This window comes from Methanobrevibacter sp., assembly GCF_017410345.1.
Lineage (GTDB): Archaea > Methanobacteriota > Methanobacteria > Methanobacteriales > Methanobacteriaceae > Methanobrevibacter.
This window is the reverse complement of sequence record NZ_JAFQQZ010000048.1, coordinates 15,974-34,331: the sequence shown is the minus strand read 5'-3', so window position 1 is coordinate 34,331 and position 18,358 is coordinate 15,974. Positions and strand designations below refer to the sequence as shown.

Here is an 18,358-nt window from a genome sequence, read left to right as displayed (position 1 = left end):
TCATGACAATATTTAAATTTAATTTAGTCAATAATATAATATATTAAACAGATTAATTCAGATTAATACAGATTAAATAAAACTTTAAATTACAAATAATCATAAAAGACTTCAGGTGTTTCAATGGAAAGTCAAAACATATTAATCAAGAACGCTACCATATTGAATCCGTTGGGAAATGGTAAAACAGAAGAGAAAACTGCAGATGTGCTTATCGTTGAAGATAGGATTGCAGAAATAAACAAGACAATAGAAGAGGCAAGTGCCGAAAAGGTAATTGATGCTACCGATAAGATATTGATGCCAGGACTTGTCAACACTCACACTCACATTTCAATGTCCCTTCTAAGGGGAATAGCTGATGATATGGAATTGGACACTTGGCTCAATGACCACATCTGGCCTATGGAAGCTCACCTTAACAGAGAGTATTGCTACATAGGTGCACTTCTCGGTGCAGCTGAAATGATCAAGTCAGGAACCACAACATTTTCAGACATGTACTTCTATATGGATGGAGTTGCACAGGCAGTTGAGGAAATCGGTATGAGGGCAGTACTGTCATATGGGATGATCGATTTCGGAATCGAAGAGAAACGTGAAAATGAGTTCAAGGAAAACATTTCACTTATCAAGAATCACAACAATACTGCTGATGGAAGAATCACCACAATGTTCGGTCCACACTCAATTTATACAGCTTCAGTTGACCTTCTCGAGAGGGTCAGAAAGGAGGCAAATAAGTATGATGTTGGCATCCACATTCATATGAATGAGACAATGAAGGAAATTAATGACTGTAAGGAGAACCATCAAAATAAAAGACCCTTCGAGCTATTAGATAGTATTGGTATGTTGGATAGTGATATTGTAGCTGCTCACTGTGTATGGTTAGACCAAAATGAGATAGATTTGATTAAAAAGTATGATGTCAAGGTTTCACACAACCCATGCAGTAACATGAAACTTGCATCAGGTGCAGCACCTATAGGTGAACTATTGAGTCAAGGTGTATGTGTTGGATTAGGTACCGATGGTGCATCAAGCAACAACAATCTTGACATGTTCGATGAGATGAAGTTTGCAGCACTTCTTCAAAAGGTTTCAACACTCAATCCTAAACTTGCTACTGCTGATGAAGTCATCAACATGGCAACTTATAATGGTGCAAATGCATTAGGCATTGATGCAGGTTCAATTGAAGTTGGCAAAAAGGCAGATCTTATTCTCGTTGACACAAATCATCCTAACATGACTCCAATGAGCAATGCACTTTCATCCAATCTTGTATATTCAGCAAATGGATCCAATGTTGACACCACTATCTGTAATGGTAAAATATTGATGGAAAACAGAAAGCTTCTCACTGTGGATGAAGGCCATATCTTAAGTGAGGCAAAAAGAGCTATTGCTGAAATGAAAGAGTTAAGGGAAGCTGAAGCTGAGGAATAGGCAATTTTTCTATTCCTATTATTTTTTTAATTCCTAAATTTATTTTATATTTTACGAACTATTTTTGGGTTTATAAAAAAAGAAAATGAATAATTTTTTATTCATTTTCATTTAGAATATTTATTCATTTACCCAATTGATGATTTCATCATCACTTTCTCTACCGTATAATCTTTTTCCTGGTTTCCAATTAGCTTCTGGATAAGCGTTTTTCAAGTCATTTTCACAGCCGCTGATTCCAGTTCCACCAGAGGTACAGAAAGCTATTGCAGTTTTTCCAGCAATGTCAATGCTTTCAATGAAAGTGTTGATTATTGTAGGAGCGGTATACCACCATACTGGAAAACCGATGAGAATAGTATCATATTCAGAGACATCAATTGTTTCCTTGATTGGAGGTCTGAAAGATTTGTCGTTCATTTCAATAGTTGATCTGCTTGCCTTGTCCATATAATCCAAGTCTGCTGCGGTATATGGAGTTTCAGGAGCAATCTCAAAGATGTCTGCATCAAGTGCATTTGCCACTTTTTCTGCCACTCTTTTGGTTACTCCGCTTGCTGAGAAATAAGTTACTAAAGTTTTCATTTTATCACCATTTAGTTTTTTTTTTTAATCGCATCAAAATATTGATTTATTATTTATTTAGAATTATTCAAATGTATTTACAACATCTTTTAGAAGTGTTGGAATGTCTAGTTTTTGAGTACAGATTGCCATGCAGGATTCACATTCAGTACATGCGGATGCTGGCGCATTTGCAGCTGCAGTTGTTCCATAGATTGCATGCAATGAAGGAAGTGAATACATCTTTTCACTGTTGTACAATTCAAAGAAATCAGGTATAGGGATTCCAGCTGGACATTCCTTTAGGCAATATCCGCAGTAACTGCAGTCTATTGCAATGAGTTCCTTGATTTCGTTTGCCATTTCAAGCACGAATTCATTTTCCTCTTCGCTCATAGGTTCAAATGGCTTGAATACTTCACAGTTCTCTTTCATCTGCTCGAGGTTTCCTACACCACTTAAAACCACTTTTACGTTTTCATGGCTTCCTGCAAATCTTAAGGCAGCCTCAACTAAGGTCATTCCTTCAGTTTGGAACTTTTCTTTTATGGTATCTGGAAGGTTGTATAATGTTCCACCTTTTATAGGTTCCATTACAATTACTTCCTTGCCGTATTTTTCACAGATTTCATAATTCTTTCTGGATTCGGTAAGTTTGCTTTCCCAGTCAAGGTAGTTCAATTGAAGCTGTACAACATCTATTGCATCACCATATTTTTCCAGGATCTCTTCAAGTAGATCTGATCTGTCATGGTAACTGATACCTATTTTCTTTGCTGTTCCTTCCTCTTTCATTCTTTTGATGTAATCAAAGGTGTTGCAGTTTTCGGCTATTTGGAGGAATGATTCATTGATATTGTGGATTAGCAATACATCAAAGAAATCTGTTCCCAATCTTTCAAGCATGATATCTACAAATTTTTGGTTATCCTCTTCGCTAGTTAAAGCCCATGTAGGTATCTTGTCAGCTATCTTAAATGATTCTCTTGGATATCTTTCCACAAGCCCAATCTTTAAGGCAGCTTCAGAAGCACCATTGTGGTATGCATAAGAGGTGTCAAAGTAGTTGAAACCTTGATCCATATAATAGTCAATCATTTCTGTAACATCATCGTAATTTATGGAACTTGGATTGTTTTCATCTTCCAAATCCAATCTCATAGCTCCAAATCCAAACATAACATCATCGCTCATAATTGTCACCTATTTATTTAGATTATAATATTCTCTTGAATTTTCATATATTTTTAAAAATATTATATTTGATATAATATATAAATCTTTCCTAAGGAAACAGTTATCTAATGAAAATATTTAAATAGATTGAAAAATATAGTTTATATAAAGAGAATAAGCTTTATTGTTTTAGAATTGGTGTAAATATGGAATTGCCTAATCAGTTTATTAATGAAAATCCTGAGGACATTAGAATTTATCACTTTGTAGAGGAATTGGTAGGAAGCTTTAAAAATTACATTGATGAGGAATTTGTAGATGAAGACATAAGTTTAGTTGAACTTCCTTTTTTACTTAGAATAAGGTTTTCTACTGAAGGAACTCAAAAGGAATTGGTAAATCTGTTTAAGGTAAGTGATGGATATACTGCAAAGCTTTTAAGGCGCTTTGAAGTAGCCGGTCTTATCCAAAGAATTGAAGATCCATCTAATAGACGTAGAAAATTAGTGAAATTAACTGATAAGGGCATTAAAAGAACCGATAAGATATTGAAATACATCGATTATTGGGAAGATACAGTAATGGATGGAATCGTTGAGGATGAGAGAAAAGTCTTGAAAAAATCCTTATTGAAGTTGGTTCTAAACACTCAAAAGCTTTAAAATTCCTTTTCTATTTTTTTAAAACAAGTTTTCATAAATAATTTTAGATTATACGAACTATTTTTTTAAAAATAAAAAAAGTGGAGATAAATCTCCACTAGCAGGAAAAAACAATCTCATAATGAGATTGATACACAAACACTTAATTGAATATAGTTTTTTTAAATATTTAAATATTTTTATCTTTTTTCCAAGATAAAAAAAGTGGAGTCAAACTCCACAAGAATTAGAATAAAATATATTGATAAAAATTAGTCAATTTTACTAACGTTTAGCAAATCTAATCTTATTTGGTCCCATGACAATGCTCTTTTTCCAAAGCTCATCATTTGTTTCTGGGAAGTCTTCTCTGAAGTGTGCTCCTCTACTTTCTCTTCTGAGTATTGCAGATTTTACGATAAGGATACAGATTTCAACCATATTGATTACTTCAAGAGCAGTGAGTAATGATTCATTGAATTGAGTCCTGTCATCTACATTGAGGTCATTCAATTCCTCTTTCATTTCAAGAAGTCTTTCAAGAGCGGACTTTAGGTTTTGCTCATTTCTTACAATTGACACTTTTTCCCACATCAATTGCTGGATTTCCTTCTTCATAGCTATTGGATCTATGGAACCTTCCTTCATCAATGACTCGATTCTATCCTTTTCCTCTTCAACAGCTGTGAAATTGTATTGCATGACAGTCAAGTCACATGCAAGGGCAGCAGCAAATCCTGCTCTTTTTCCGAATACCTGAGTGTCCGCAAGTGCGTTACCTCCAAGACGGTTAGCACCGTGAACTCCTCCACATACTTCACCGCAAGCGAATAGGTTTTCAACAGTGGATTGGCCATCCTCATTGATTCTCACACCACCCATATGATGGTGTGCGGTAGGTGCAACTTCCATTGGCTCTTTCTTTATGTCTACGCCAATGTCTTCAAACTGAAGCACCATGGTTTCAAGCTTTTCATCAATCAAGTCGGGGTCGAGGTGGCTTACATCAAGATATACGCCGCCATGTTCGGTTCCTCTTCCTTCCATGATTTCATTATAGATTGACCTTGCAACAACGTCACGGGTAGCAAGTTCCATACGGTCATCGTATCTGCCCATGAACCTTTCACCTTCGCTGTTGATGAGTCTTCCGCCTTCAGCCCTTACAGCTTCAGTTACAAGAACTCCCTTCCTTGAATCAGGATAGACCATACCTGTTGGGTGGAACTGTATCTCTTCCATATCAATCAGGTCTGCCCCTACATTCCATGCAAGTGCAAATCCATCCCCATTCTTTTGGGTAGTGTTTGAGGTTACAGGGAATAATTGGCCGGATCCTCCAGTTGCAAGAACAACAGCCTTAGCTTGGAAATAGATGATGTCATTGTTCTTGAGGTCAAGTCCAACTGCACCAATCACTTTTGAGAGGATGTTGTTTGAGTCATCCTTGATAAGTGCTGTAATCATCACTTCATCAATGGTCTTGATGTCACGCTTGAGTATTTCTTCCTTAAGTGCAGTCATGATTTCATGGCCAGTTCTGTCTCCTTGGAAACAGGTTCTTCTATAGGTTTGACCACCAAATGGTCTTTGATTCAATTCACCTGATTCCTGTCTGTCAAAGAGAGCGCCATACTCTTCCAAGTCATGGAGCCTGTCAGGTGATTCATTGATTAGAATGTCAACTAATTTAGGGTCATTAAGGTAGCTTCCACCCTTTAAGGTGTCTTTAATATGCGCTTCTACACTATCTTCTGGATCTACAAGTCCAAGTGCAGCATTGTATCCCCCTTCAGCCATTCCAGTACAACCAGATCTGAATGACAATCCTTTTGAAACAATCAATGCTTCCTTTCCTTGATTGGACACTTCAATTGCTGCTCTACAGCCAGCACCACCAGAACCTATAATCAATACATCAGTTGTGATAGTTTTAATTTCCATAATTTCCCTTCTTTAGTTTTTTTATTATATCAATTTTAAATATACTTAAACATTATTCTCTTTACGATATGTTATAATATCTTCAATTGTTACAACAGGCATGTCATGCTCTTTTGAGAACTCAATAACATCTGGCATTCTTGCCATAGTTCCGTTTGGCAATGTGATTTCACATAATACGCCAGCAGGATTAAGGCCAGCAAGTCTCATCAAGTCGATGGTTGCTTCAGTGTGCCCATCTCTTTCAAGTACTCCTCCCTCTTTAGCTCTAAGTGGGAATACGTGACCTGGGTGGTTTAAATCACTTGGCTTTGCATCTGGATTTGATGCAGCCTTAACGGTTTTTACTCTGTCTGCTGCAGATACACCAGTGGTTACTCCTTCTGCTGCTTCAATTGTTATTGTAAATCCAGTACCATAGGTACTTGTATTGTTTTCTACCATTAAAGGAAGTTCCAATTCATCGGCCTTGTCAGGGGTTAAGCATAAGCATACGATTCCACTTCCTTCTCTTATGAGAAGTGCCATTTGCTCTTCAGTCAAGTGTTCTGATGAGAAAATCATGTCTCCTTCATTCTCACGTGTCTCATCATCAGTTACAATGACTCCATTTCCTGATCTTATTGCATCCAATGCTATTTCCACTCTTTCTTGAGGACTTCCTTTTAAACTTTCTTCATGATTCATAGTAAAGCTCCTTAGTTGTTTAAATTAAAAGTTTTCTAATTCTAGTTACTAGAATCAGGGCAAAAAAAGGATATTTATTTTTAAGTAAAGGTGATTTTTTTTATATTTTTAGCTATTCTCTATTAATCAAACATAGAGTTATCTAGACCTATTTACTTTAAACTCATATTCTCTTCCATCCGGACTGTCACCGTCGGTTTTGGACTTTCACCAAATCAACACAATTGTGCTCGTGGACTTATCATTCTTAAAATAAATTTTTGCACTAATGAATCACCACCGGTGGAGAATTTCACTCCGCCCTGAGAATTGTATATTAAAATATATTGTAAGTAATTAAAATACTTTTTTATATATAATTTAATAATTAATAAGCAATGTATTGATTAGACAATCTATTATAATAATTTACTTAATATACTTAATACAAAATCAAGTTACTGTATTGATTAGACAATCTATTATAATAATTTACTTAATATACTTAATACAAAATCAAGTAAACAAAAAATATTTTTATTAATTCAATTAAAATATTATATAATTAATAACAATTGTTTAATAATATAAGGTCAAGATAATATGGCATCAAGAGAAGAAAGAAAAGAAAACCGTCAAAGGATTAAGGAAATCTATGAGGTTGCTAAGAAATATAATGTGTCCGAGCTGATTTCAGAATCAAGAAAACCTAAAGACCCTTCTCAAGGGGAATATGATGATGAATTGGATGCTTCTGGTATCAGACTTGCTTTGGAAGAGTTAGGTCCTGCTTATGTCAAGTTAGGTCAGCTTTTATGTACAAGACCGGACCTTGTCGGAAATGATATTGCAGAGGAACTTACAAAGCTTAGGGACAACACTCCTGTCACCCCATTTGAGGAAATCAAGGAAGTGATTGAAACTGAACTTGGCCAGCCATTGGATGAAGTGTACTCTGAATTTGAAGAGGAACCACTCGGTTCTGCATCAATCGGACAGGTTTACAAAGCCACATTGAAGGAAAGTGGTGAAAAGGTAGCTGTAAAGGTTCAAAAGCCAGGTTCATATGAGATTGTCGCAGCTGATGTAAGGATAATGGTCAACTTGGCTGAAAAGGCAGACAAGTACATTACAAAAACAAGAACATTCAATTTGCCTGCAATCGTAAGGGAATTTGAAAGGTCTATCTTCAAGGAACTTGACTATATGGAAGAGGTCATGAACATTCAAAAGATTACCAAAAACTTTGAAGGCCATGATTATGTAAAATATCCTAAGGTATATCCTAAGTTATGTACCAATAGGCTTATCAATATGGAACTTGTTCAAGGGTATAATGTCACTGAGTTGTATGACAATGAGATTGACGGAATATCTGGAAAACAAATTGCAAATGACATTGTCGAATCCTATTTCAAGCAATTGATGCTTGATGGATTTTTCCATGCAGACCCTCACCCAGGTAACATGATTATAGATGCGGAAGAGAAAAAGCTCTGCTACCTTGATTTAGGTATGATGGGAATATTGAATGAAACTTTCCGTAGTGACTTGGCTCAATTGATATTGCTTCTTTTAGGCGGAAATGCAAACAGCCTTGTTAAGCAATTGATTTATATGAAAATCATCACTCCTGAACAGGATACCGAAGAGTTGAGAATGGATATCGAGGATTTGGTAAATCGTTATATTGGCGCTGATTTGGACCAAATGGATGGTGTTTTGGAAAAATTAATCAACACAATGATCAAGCATGGAGTAACACTTCCAAGAGAGTTCGTCATGATTGGAAGAGGAGTTGCACTTATTGAGGATATAGGATATAATCTGGATAAGGACTTCAATATTGGAGAGGCGCTTCAAAGATTCTCTAAAAAATTAGCGGTTGATAGGTTCAATCCAGTTAAGGTAGCAAAAGGAAGCTATGACTATCTATTGGATGTTGAACATTTAATGAAGGATTTGCCTGATAGGATAAATTCCACCCTTACAAAAGTGGAAAAAGGAGAAATAAAAGTCAATTTGGAACTTAAAGGATTGACTGAACTTAAGAATCAGCTTTCAGCATCACTCATAATATCTGCACTTATCATAGGTTCATCATTGGCTATCCTATCAAACAGCGGACCAAAAATGTGGGACACTTCTGCAATAGGTCTATTCGGATTCCTATTAAGTGCAGTTTTAGGATTTTATATAGTTTTCAAATATATTTTACTTGATAAATAGATTTTTAAAAAGATTTTAGAGATTTATTCAGAATTGATTAAAAAATTTTTTAAAGGAGGATTTAATATGGGCATTAAAAGTGCAGCAAAAAAAGTTGGAAAAGCAATAATCTTCATGAAACTCTTTGAAGAGATAAAGGCTAATAAAGAGCCATTAGAAGCAGATATTGCTAAATTGAAAGAAATCATTGAAGAATGGAAAGCAGAAGCTCCAGAAGACAAGACTGCTATTTTGGCTTCAATTTTGGTAAAGGCTCAAGAGGGCAATGTTGAAGATGCTAAAGCAGAATTTGAACAGGCTAAAGCTGAATACCATGCTGAAGATGAAGACATTCTTCCATGGTTTGAAAACCAAATTGAAATCATTGAAGCTGAAAAAGAAGCAGAAGCAGAAGAATAATTTATTTTTAAATTATTTTTCTTCTATTTTTTCTTTTTTTATTTTTTAATTATTTTTTTAATATTTTTCAATTAATTTTTTCACTAATTTTTTATTTTTAAATCTTTTTTTAATTAATTTTCAAAGCCCTTTCATAAGTTTTGATCTTTTAAAAATAGCTATTTTTAATATGTAAATTAAATTTTGAAAAAAAGAAATTAAAATGCCTTAATTCAATAAGGCATCTCTTGTTTTAATTTTAAAATTAATTTTAAATTATCTTTTGACTTTTACAGTTCTTTTAATGCTGTATTTAAGATAAGACATTTTTACAGTGTATTTTTTACCTACTTTAAGCTTTTTAAGCACGCTTTTTTTGATTATGACTTTTGCAATTCCTTTTGAGTTGGTTTTAGCATAATAATTTTTGCCTCTAAATCTGAATTTGATATTTTTGTTTTTAAGCAATGCTTTTCCTTTAGTAAGCTTTACAGTTAAAGTGAGTTTTTTAGCAGATTTTTCCACTGTTTTGTTTTTTGAAGTCAATTTAATGTAATTGTAAATGCAGTTTGAACAGGTTCCACCTAATACATCCCTGCCAGATGAACTTGCCTTATTGGCAGTGAAATTGCATTTATTCACTTTCAAACGCTTCTTGTCAGATGCAACATTTAAGAATCCGTATATTGCCCCTCCTTTTTTCGCAGTGTTTTTGCTGAAGGCGCAATTTGTGATATTTCCAGAGTAGTATTTGATCTTTGGAACCCAAGTCTTGTTTACGTAGCTGCCGCTTTGCTCATGGCATCTGAAGTAAACTGCTCCACCATTTTTAGGCGCCTTATTATTTGTGAATTTTGAGTTCTTGAGTACTAGATTCTTATTTGCAAACACTGCTCCTCCATGTTCATTAGCTTGGTTTGAGTTAAATGTGCATGAATTGATGTTTAGATGAGTGAATCCGTAAATTGCTCCTCCACCACGGCCTTTTGCAATATTGTTGGTGAAAATGCATTTGGATACATAGTTTGTTCCATAGCTTAAATCAATGGTCAATGTAGCATTGAAAACGAATTCCATTTCCCCTTCAGGAGTTCTATCCACATAAATCTTCTTGAAGAAGTCAACGGCTTTGTCTATGGAAAATGTCAAGACAGCTCCACCATCCCCTCCTGCAGTGTTCTTGGTGAAATTTGAATTCTTTAAGTTCAAGTGCCCTACAGAGTTTATAGCTCCACCACAATATTTAGCGTAGTTATTTGTAAAGACGCAATTGTTAACGGTCAAATTGCCATAATTGAATATTGCTCCACCGTAAAGGTCGGTGTTTCCGTTGGCGAATTTAATGTTGTTCAATACAACATAATTGTTATCAATAAGGCCGTATCTCACTAATAATATTCTTGACTGGGATAAACCATCTAATGTATGGCCATTACCGTTTATTGTCAAGTTCTTGTTTATTCGGATACCTCTTTTGCTAAAATCCTCATCATAAGCGTAATCCTTTTCCAATGTTATTACAGCTCCCTCTTCTGCGTCATCTATCTTCTTTTGCAATGCAGAAAAAGTTCCATCATCCTCTGATGAGTCTCCAATAAGGTTTTCATTTGAAGATTCAGCTAGGCTTTCCTCTAGATTTTCAATTGAATTGCTGTCATCAACAGCAATAATTTCACTGTCCTCCATTGTGATTGCTACATCATCAATCTCATTTGCCGAAACGCTTGCAATAGAGAATAGGCAAATGAAAATGCATATAATCAGAAGGCTTTTTTTGAATTTCATAAATTTTCCTCATTTCTTTTATTTGCAAATATAATTTTCATATTTCCCTAAAACAATCCGCTTTCCTCTAGTTTCTCTTCAAAGTAATGGGAAGGCTTGTCTAATTTTTCCTTAATGATCACTGCGACGGTTATTGTTAAACATCCAATGGCTAAAAGTATAATCAATGCTGGGATATAGTTTGACCAAACAACACCAAGCTGCGCTTCACGGACCAATGTGATTCCATAAGTCATAGGCATGTATGGATACAATGCCCTGAAGAATGGGTGCATGATTTGAATTGGATAGATTCCTCCAGTTGCAGATATTTGAAGAACCAAAAGGATAACTCCAATAGCCTTTCCTACTGTACCGATTGCAGAAATTATTGAGTAGATTAAGATCATGAATATCATCGATACCAGTATGCAAGATGCTATAAAGAGTATTGGATTTACAATTTGAATGCCGAGAAGATAGCATCCCCCGATTGTAACGCATGCTTGAAGTATGCTCATTATAATGTAGGTTAACAATTTACCGAAGTACATTTCAAATGGGGAATATTTTGTTCCTTGGCTGGTTCCTGGCTTTAACATCACACAGGTAATTACAGCACCTACCCACATGGATAATACAAGGTAAAATGGAGATACATCAGAACCGTATGAATTCACTGGGAACAGCTCGTTTCTTTCCAATTGTACAGGAGAAAGGAAATAATCCCCAAGTGTGTCTTCATCTATGCCTGTGATTCCACCGAGAGTGTTTGCAGTGGATCCTAATGAACTGGATGCTGCAAACAATGCATTTGTTGCACCATTGGAAAGTAGGGATGCTCCAGATGCAAGACTCACTGAACCTTCTGCCAATTTACTGCTTCCTTCAGCCACTTGAACTGTACCGTTTGCCAGTTGGCTTCCTCCGTCAGCTAACTGATTTGCACCGTTTGCCAATTGCTTTCCACCTTCAGCAACTTGGCTGCTTCCATCAGCAAGCTTAGAGTTTCCTTCGGCATAGTCTTTTATTGGGCCATCAGGTATTAATGAAGGGTCAACTGCTGCTGACAATTCCTCTGAACCTTTTTCCACTTGTGATGCACCATCACTTAATTGGTCTGAGCCTTGCTTTAATTGTGATGCACCATCATTCAGTGCAGAAGCTCCAGATTTAACTTGATTCGCACCATCTTTCACTTGGCTTTCACCGTTTTTCACTTGGCTTGCTCCTGCTTGAACTTTTGCATTACCTGCTTGAAGCTGTTTTCCACCGTTTGCAAGTTTTTTTGCTCCTTCAGCAAGACCTTCCTGCAATTCACCAAGCTTTTGGTAAGCTGCAATATCTATGATTTCAACTATTTTTGCATTAAGTGAAGTGTAAACCGCATTGGCACCTGAATCAGTCAATTTTGTTGCTACAGGGTTTGTTTTCATATTTACAATGTATTCAAGCTTTGCCTGTTGGGGATTGTCGCCAGTGATTGAAACAATGTTTTCACTCAGGTTTTTGGGTATGACAATTCCCGCATAATAGGTCCCGTTATACACGCCCTTTCGCAAGTCATCTTCTGAAACGAATGTCCATTTGAATTTATCATTTTTCTTTAAGTCTTTTACAAGTTCCTTTCCAATATTTATGTCCTTATCATTGAATGATGCTCCCTCATCGAGGTTAGCTATTGCAAATGGAACATCACCAGTGTTTCCATAAGGATCCCAACATGCCTGTATGTTCAAAAGCGCATAAAGTGAAGGAAGTATAATAACTCCAATGAGAACAATCACTACAATAGGATTAGAGAATGCTCCCTTGAAGTTCTTCTTCATGATTTCTGCAATCATCTTAGGATCTTTTCTACTCATCGTTTTACCTATTAAATTTTTTTGGATGTATATTATTATATATTTTTTAATATAAATCATTTTTATAATCTTTTTTAATCAATACTCTTTATAACTATGTTATGTTTTTTCGGCATTCAATAGATTTAAATCATATTCATTCAAAAATTATATTTGTCAAATAAATAATTTTCAAAAACGAATGATATTGTGATAAAATGAACCTTGAGGATACAATATACAAAAGACAATCTATTAGATCTTACGATGATGCACCCCTTGACAATCAGACACTTGATGAGATAAGGGATTTCATTGACAATGCAAAGGAATTGAATCCAAACATAAAATGGAGTTATGAAATCCTTCCAACAGAGAATATCTCTACAATGATGAGATGGAAAGCACCTCATTACATAGCTATTTTCAGTGAGGAAAAGGAGAATTACTATCAAAATATTGGATTCATCTTCCAGCAGGTAGACCTATTTTTGCAAAGCAAGGGAATTGGGACATGCTGGATAGGAATGGGAAGTCCTAAGAATTATGAAAATCCCGATAAGGACCAAAAATTCATTATAATCATATCAATTGGAAAGCCAAATGGTAATTTATACAGGGAAATTGACCAGTTTAGAAGAAAAAGTCTTGATGATATATCAGATAAGGCAGATGAAAAACTAGTTCCTGCACAATTTGCACCTTCCGCTTCCAATACCCAACCATGGTATTTCACTCACAGGGATGATGGCAGCTATGACATATACAGAGTGAAACTTGGAAGACTTAGAAACAGATTCTATAAAAAGTGGAATCAGATTGATACAGGAATAGCTTTAGCACATCTTTATGTGGCGAATGAGGATAGCTTTAGATTCTACATGAAAGACAATCCTAAAGAGCTTAAAGGATTATTCTACGCTGGAAGCTTTGAAATCTAATAGCTATTACCATAAATAAGGAATTAGTTTATATTTTACCTTTTCCTTATACTCCTTATATCCAATCAACTCATTTTCCAATACCTTTTCTTCATTTCTTATTCTAAATATTATGATTATTGGATAAACTAGCATTACAATAAATGAGAATATTGAATCCAATACCAATGGCATTGACAGGAACAGGAATATTGTGGAAGTGTACATTGGATGCCTTACAAGGCCATATAAGCCACTATCAACCACTTTTTGATTTTCACTCACTTCAACAGTACGTGAAAGGTATTCGTTTTCTCTCAACACTTCAGCATACATGATATAAGCTATCAAAAATATGACTGAAGAGATTATAATAACCACAGTTGGAAGATGGAACCATCCGAATCTAAAGTTAAGGCCAGCTAAAATGAAAGCAACGAGAAATATTATTCCACTAACTAATATAACTGTTTTCTGTTCATCTTCCTCTTCCTTTGCATTCAATCTCCTTCTTAAAAGATCTGGAGACTTGAAAAGCATGATTATTCCTGCAAAAAACATAGGAATAAATAGCAATGCCATAAACAGCCATCCATTAGGATAATCTAAGGTTCCAGCAGGAATGAAAAGAAGCATGCATATGATTATAAAACCAATTAGGAATTTGCTTAAAGCTTGAAAAAATAGTTTAGTATCCATCATATCACCGAAATTTACTTTACACTAATTCATTTATTTTTTTAATCTAATAAATTTTGAGTTTGTGGAATGATTATATATTTTTAGGAAAATAATAAAATATAAGATATCAAATAATATTTTTTATGAAAATATAATTTTTTAAGAAAAATTAATGATTTAACTGATTCATATGAAGTGGAAAATTGGAAATGTTGAAATAGACAATCAGATAGCTTTGGCCCCTATGGCGGGAGTATGTGACTTCAGCTTTAGAACCATTGTAAAGTCAATGGGATGTGGGCTCATTGAAACAGAAATGGTTTCAGACAAGGCTATTATGTATGGCAATTGGAAGACCAAGGAAATGCTGTACATGACTGACTATGAACATCCAATTTCACAGCAGATTGTCGGCTCTGATTTGGAATCTCTCACATTTGCATCAAAGTACATCTGGGAAAATACAGATGTCGATATCATTGACATTAACATGGGATGTCCTGTAACAAAAGTGACAAATAGGTCAAAGGCAGGATGTGCATTGATGAAAGAACCGGATAAGGTAAAATCTATTCTAGAATCTATTGTAGACATTGTGCCGATTCCAGTTACTGTAAAGATTAGAAGTGGTTGGGATAAAAACAGCATAAATGCAGTTGAAATTGCCCAAATCGTTGATGATGCAGGGGCATCAGCGATTACAGTTCACCCAAGAACAAAAGATCAAGGCTACTCCGGAAAGGCAGATTGGTCCATTATAAGTAAAGTCAAGGAAAATGTGAATATTCCAGTTATTGGAAATGGTGACATCAAGTCCTGTTTTGATGCAAAAGGAATGCTTGATGAAACAAATTGTGATGCAGTCATGATAGGAAGGGCATCACTTGGAAATCCATGGCTTATCCGAGATTGCGTAAACTATCTTGAAGACGGCACACTTCCATATGAAGTTACAATGGAAGAGAGAATGGAAACACTCAAAAAACATATAGATATGCTCATTGAAGTCAAGGGAGAGGAATTTGCAATTCCAAAAATGAGAACTCAAGCTGCCTATTACGTTAAGAAATTGCCAAGAACAATTGAATTAAAGCAGCAAATATTTAAAATGAATACAAAAGAAGATCTGTTTAATCTATTGGATGATTATGTAAATTCTATGGAAAAAGAGTAATGAAATAAAAAAAAAGAAAAAATTTGTTCAAACTTTTTAAAAGTTTGAACTAGTAATAAACTTTAACTGCCTCATCAACATCATCATGAAGACCTAATGCTGCAAGTGCACCTACTTTTCCTTGGTCTCCAGTAACTGCAATGAGTGGAATGTCTAATTCTTCTGCAAGCTTTTCAGCAGTTTCAACATCCATCATGCCGGTTTTTGTAGCCATTGCATATTCTCTAAGTTTAGGTGGGATTCCTATTCCTTCGAGAATAGCTATTGCAGTCTTATCGGATAATGTGTCATGCTCTAAGATTTCAATAAGTCTGTTGATCAATCTTTCCTTATCTTCAGCCATTACAGCAAAGGTAAGTGCAATTGAAACGCAGTTTTGAGTTTTGTGAGGATTATGTGGGAATAACTGAACGATAATATGGTCAAGATATTCGAATCCTTCCTCTTTCAATTGAAGGCCAATGTTATGAGCCATAGTCCAAGTTGCTCCTGCATCCTTAACGTCTGTGTCATCTATTCCAATGACTAATTTCTCGTATTTAGGAGTTACAACAGTAGCTTTTCCTTCCTTACTGCCTCCACCAACTTCAAGGACATCCACATATTTGACACCTTCACCCATTCCTCTGCACATTCCAGCACCTACACCAGCGCCAGCAAGACCTCCGTGAGTGACTTTAACTTCTTTTGCCTCTTCATCAATTGCAACTTCTTCAATTCCAGCAGCATTGATACTTGCCTTAAGGTCTATTGGCTTTTTACCTACTTTACAAAGGTAGGTGTGCTTGTTTCCATCTCTTTTAGCATCAATGATAAGTTCACTGCTGTGTTGGTATTGATAAAGCAACCAGTTGGAACCGCTTGGGCATGGGTGGTATTCAATAAGTTCTACAATATCTCCATCAGCCATTGTAATGACTTTCTCATATGGAGCAATCCATGGGTCATCAAATTTTTCCTTTAACTCATCAGGTTTTAAAATTGCCATATTATCCTCTAAACTTTTAGAAAAAGTTTAATCAAAATTTTTTCAATAATGATTAAATCAATTAAATTTTTTTAAAATAGTTAAAAATAGTTTAAAAGAATTGATTGAATCAAATTCTTTTAATAAATAAATTTTTAAAATTAAATGTCTTGTAATCTGTCACACATTTTAACAGCTGCTTCAACAGCGTTTTTACCATAGCTAACTCTTCTGTGTGCATCTAATCTGGTCATTCCAGGACCGCTGATTCCAAGGGAAATAGGTTTGCCCCATTCCAAGGACAAGTCAGCAATTTTACGGGATGCATGTTGAGCTACGATTTGGTCGTGATCGGTTGCACCTTCAATTACAGTACCTAAAGTGATTATGCAGTCAAGGTCAATTTTGCCTTCTTGGTCTGCTTCAGTTAATTTCTTGATTGCAAGTGGCATATCGAATACGCCAGGAACCATTACAATTTTTGTAATTTCACAGTCACGAACTTTAGCTTCAGCTTTTGCAAGTTCCAACATCATATGAGTAATGTCATAATTAAATTCTGCAACTACTGCACCAATATTATATTTTACCATTTTTTATCTCTCCACATAAAATTTCTTTTGTAATTCAATTAGATTTAAACTTTTTATTATCATTTACCATTTATTATTTTGATGATTCAATTGTTTACATCACGTATGTAATGAAAGTAGCTACTGCACTGAAAACCATAATGAAAATAATAAACAATGCTGCAATTTTTACTGCGTCCATTTTAAATCTCCTTTTATTATAGATTGAAATTTATAAATTTTATTTTTAATATTTTTATATATTATTGTAATTACTTATAAATGTTTTATATTATTTAAATATTTTTTAAAATTTTTTTAATTTAAAAAATCATATCAATATTCCGGATTTTCATTTTCAATGAATTATGAATCAGTATTCAGGATTTTCCTTTTTGAATTCACTGTAACTATCATATTTCAAAACATCCAGGAAGAATTTCTTCTTTTTTGGGCCTAGATTATCCAAGTAGTCCTGGAAATATTCGGTCTCTTTTATCTTTTCATAATCTTCCTTGATAAGATTGAATAATGGCTCCTTCGCATCTTCAGTAATGTCCATAAGCGCCATTCTCGGACCGTTGACCTTGTAGGCCAAAAGGTCGAACTTGTAGTCTTCATAGAAGCCATTGTCTATCATCCTTCTCATGAGCTCGCAGCCGGCCTCAACTGTATCCAGGTAGTTTGCATCGACCACATGGGTTATTGAGGCATTGTGCTTTCGTCTGTAATAGAAATGTTTTCGGATGATTGATATCCTTTCCGCCTTAAGATAGACATAAAAGAAGAAAGGCATGTCCTCGAAGTATATTCCTTCCGGAAAGCTTGCGTCAATTGATTTTAAAAAGCTGTTTCTATAGATCTTCTGGCAGCTGCTCACTGACAGGTCAAAGAGAAAATCCTTTGTCTTTTCAGGTGAGAAGACTATATCATCAAAGATTTCATCAAGATTGTTCAGGTTAAACCAATCGTTTTCATATATTCTTCCTGTTTCGTCATCGTAATTGATCATCTGATACATGGTAATGTCTGTATCCTTTGCCTTTGCTTCGCCATAAGCAATTTCAAAGGCATCTTCAGTGAACCAGTCATCGCCGTCAAGGAAAGTTACATACTCCCCACTGGCTATTTTCATTCCCTTGTTTCTGCTTGCTCCAAGGCCAATGTTCTCCTGGTCAATCACTATGATTCTAGAGTCTTCCTTTGCATAGCCATTGATGATATTCAATGTATTGTCGGTTGACCCATCGTTGACTATGATGATTTCAATGTCTTCAAGGGTCTGATTAACTACGCTTTCAATGGCATTTTCAATGAATTTCTCTTCATTATAGGCAGATAGGATAACGGATATTTTCGGATTGGTCATTTCGATTCCTTATTAAT

General features: G+C 35.1%; 16 protein-coding genes and 1 riboswitch. Of the genes, 6 read left to right on the top strand and 10 right to left on the bottom strand.

Annotated features, from left to right (window positions below):
- Positions 1–123 precede the first annotated feature (123 nt).
- Positions 124–1,452: an amidohydrolase family protein gene (locus tag IJE13_RS07195; protein ID WP_292778741.1), complete on the top strand. Its 1,329-nt coding sequence runs from the start codon at positions 124–126 to the stop codon at positions 1,450–1,452.
- Between the two features lie 120 nt (positions 1,453–1,572).
- On the opposite strand, the gene IJE13_RS07190 is transcribed toward IJE13_RS07195, so the two are convergent.
- Positions 1,573–2,037, bottom strand: coding sequence for a flavodoxin (locus IJE13_RS07190; protein ID WP_292778739.1), 465 nt, complete (start codon positions 2,035–2,037; stop codon positions 1,573–1,575).
- Positions 2,038–2,100: 63 nt separating this feature from the next.
- Positions 2,101–3,210, bottom strand: a complete 1,110-nt coding sequence (locus tag IJE13_RS07185; RefSeq protein WP_292778737.1) for an aldo/keto reductase — start codon at positions 3,208–3,210, stop codon at positions 2,101–2,103.
- Between the two features lie 188 nt (positions 3,211–3,398).
- Here IJE13_RS07185 and IJE13_RS07180 point away from each other — a divergent pair, with 188 nt between their 5' ends.
- A complete protein-coding gene (locus tag IJE13_RS07180) occupies positions 3,399–3,854 on the top strand; it encodes a winged helix DNA-binding protein (RefSeq protein ID WP_292778735.1) in 456 nt (151 codons plus the stop codon).
- A gap of 264 nt (positions 3,855–4,118) precedes the next feature.
- On the opposite strand, the gene tfrA is transcribed toward IJE13_RS07180, so the two are convergent.
- Both tfrA and ribB read right to left on the bottom strand, forming a co-directional pair.
- Positions 4,119–5,777, bottom strand: coding sequence for a fumarate reductase (CoM/CoB) subunit TfrA (gene tfrA / locus IJE13_RS07175; protein WP_292778733.1), 1,659 nt, complete (start codon positions 5,775–5,777; stop codon positions 4,119–4,121).
- Between the two features lie 45 nt (positions 5,778–5,822).
- Entirely contained in the window at positions 5,823–6,464 is a 642-nt protein-coding gene (gene ribB, locus IJE13_RS07170) for a 3,4-dihydroxy-2-butanone-4-phosphate synthase (RefSeq protein ID WP_292778731.1), read from the bottom strand.
- A gap of 163 nt (positions 6,465–6,627) precedes the next feature.
- Positions 6,628–6,778, bottom strand: a riboswitch (FMN riboswitch).
- Between the two features lie 268 nt (positions 6,779–7,046).
- Between ribB and IJE13_RS07165 the strand changes: the two genes are divergently transcribed.
- Together IJE13_RS07165 and IJE13_RS07160 are read left to right on the top strand one after the other, a co-directional pair.
- The gene (locus IJE13_RS07165) at positions 7,047–8,672 is read left to right on the top strand and encodes an AarF/UbiB family protein (RefSeq protein WP_292778729.1); all 1,626 of its coding nucleotides are present in this window, start codon (positions 7,047–7,049) and stop codon (positions 8,670–8,672) included.
- Positions 8,673–8,738: 66 nt separating this feature from the next.
- Entirely contained in the window at positions 8,739–9,071 is a 333-nt protein-coding gene (locus tag IJE13_RS07160; protein WP_292778727.1) for a hypothetical protein, read from the top strand.
- A 255-nt stretch (positions 9,072–9,326) separates the two neighbouring features.
- Here IJE13_RS07160 and IJE13_RS07155 read toward each other — a convergent pair whose 3' ends face one another.
- Both IJE13_RS07155 and IJE13_RS07150 read right to left on the bottom strand, forming a co-directional pair.
- Positions 9,327–10,835, bottom strand: coding sequence for a hypothetical protein (locus tag IJE13_RS07155; RefSeq protein WP_292778725.1), 1,509 nt, complete (start codon positions 10,833–10,835; stop codon positions 9,327–9,329).
- Between the two features lie 47 nt (positions 10,836–10,882).
- Positions 10,883–12,679 (bottom strand): YhgE/Pip domain-containing protein, encoded by a 1,797-nt coding sequence (locus tag IJE13_RS07150; protein ID WP_292778723.1) that lies wholly within the window; start codon positions 12,677–12,679, stop codon positions 10,883–10,885.
- A 197-nt stretch (positions 12,680–12,876) separates the two neighbouring features.
- Between IJE13_RS07150 and IJE13_RS07145 the strand changes: the two genes are divergently transcribed.
- Positions 12,877–13,599 carry a nitroreductase family protein gene (locus tag IJE13_RS07145; protein WP_292778721.1) on the top strand — a complete coding sequence of 241 codons (723 nt, stop codon included), beginning with the start codon at positions 12,877–12,879 and terminating at the stop codon, positions 13,597–13,599.
- Positions 13,600–13,605: 6 nt separating this feature from the next.
- Here IJE13_RS07145 and IJE13_RS07140 read toward each other — a convergent pair whose 3' ends face one another.
- Positions 13,606–14,277, bottom strand: a complete 672-nt coding sequence (locus IJE13_RS07140; protein WP_292778719.1) for a methyltransferase — start codon at positions 14,275–14,277, stop codon at positions 13,606–13,608.
- A gap of 172 nt (positions 14,278–14,449) precedes the next feature.
- On the opposite strand from IJE13_RS07140, the gene dusB reads away from it, so the two are divergent.
- Positions 14,450–15,433 carry a tRNA dihydrouridine synthase DusB gene (gene dusB, locus IJE13_RS07135; RefSeq protein WP_292778717.1) on the top strand — a complete coding sequence of 328 codons (984 nt, stop codon included), beginning with the start codon at positions 14,450–14,452 and terminating at the stop codon, positions 15,431–15,433.
- A gap of 49 nt (positions 15,434–15,482) precedes the next feature.
- Here dusB and mmp11 read toward each other — a convergent pair whose 3' ends face one another.
- From mmp11 to IJE13_RS07120, 3 genes are all read right to left on the bottom strand, one after another.
- The gene (gene mmp11, locus IJE13_RS07130) at positions 15,483–16,421 is read right to left on the bottom strand and encodes a methanogenesis marker protein 11 (protein ID WP_292778715.1); all 939 of its coding nucleotides are present in this window, start codon (positions 16,419–16,421) and stop codon (positions 15,483–15,485) included.
- A 140-nt stretch (positions 16,422–16,561) separates the two neighbouring features.
- Positions 16,562–16,993 carry a 6,7-dimethyl-8-ribityllumazine synthase gene (gene ribH / locus IJE13_RS07125; RefSeq protein ID WP_292778713.1) on the bottom strand — a complete coding sequence of 144 codons (432 nt, stop codon included), beginning with the start codon at positions 16,991–16,993 and terminating at the stop codon, positions 16,562–16,564.
- Positions 16,994–17,345: 352 nt separating this feature from the next.
- Positions 17,346–18,341 (bottom strand): glycosyltransferase family 2 protein, encoded by a 996-nt coding sequence (locus IJE13_RS07120; protein ID WP_292778711.1) that lies wholly within the window; start codon positions 18,339–18,341, stop codon positions 17,346–17,348.
- Between the last annotated feature and the right edge of the window lie 17 nt (positions 18,342–18,358).